Below are 262 nucleotides of genomic sequence, written 5' to 3'. Positions count from 1 at the left end.
GCTTGACTGATGCGCAAATCGCCGAACTGGTCATTGCTTATGAGCCAATCTGGGCAATCGGAACAGGCAAAACAGCGACTGCAGAAGATGCCAACGAAGCTTGCGGCATCGTCCGCAAGAAAATCGCTTCACTTTACAGCGACGATGCGGCTCAAAAAGTGCGCATCCAATACGGCGGAAGCGTGAAGCCTGCCAATATCCAAGAATTGCTTTCCATGGAACATATCGACGGCGCTTTAGTCGGCGGTGCAAGCTTGGAAAC

At 51.9% G+C, this 262-nt stretch carries 1 protein-coding gene; it reads left to right on the top strand.

Going from position 1 to position 262, the window contains the following annotated elements; translation table 11 throughout:
- Positions 1 to 262: triose-phosphate isomerase (locus SB775_RS30720; protein ID WP_410865046.1), on the top strand; the 262-nt coding region annotated here is incomplete at both ends.

The organism is Peribacillus sp. SIMBA_075 (genome assembly GCF_046534585.1).
This window is presented reverse-complemented; position numbering and strand designations above follow the sequence as displayed.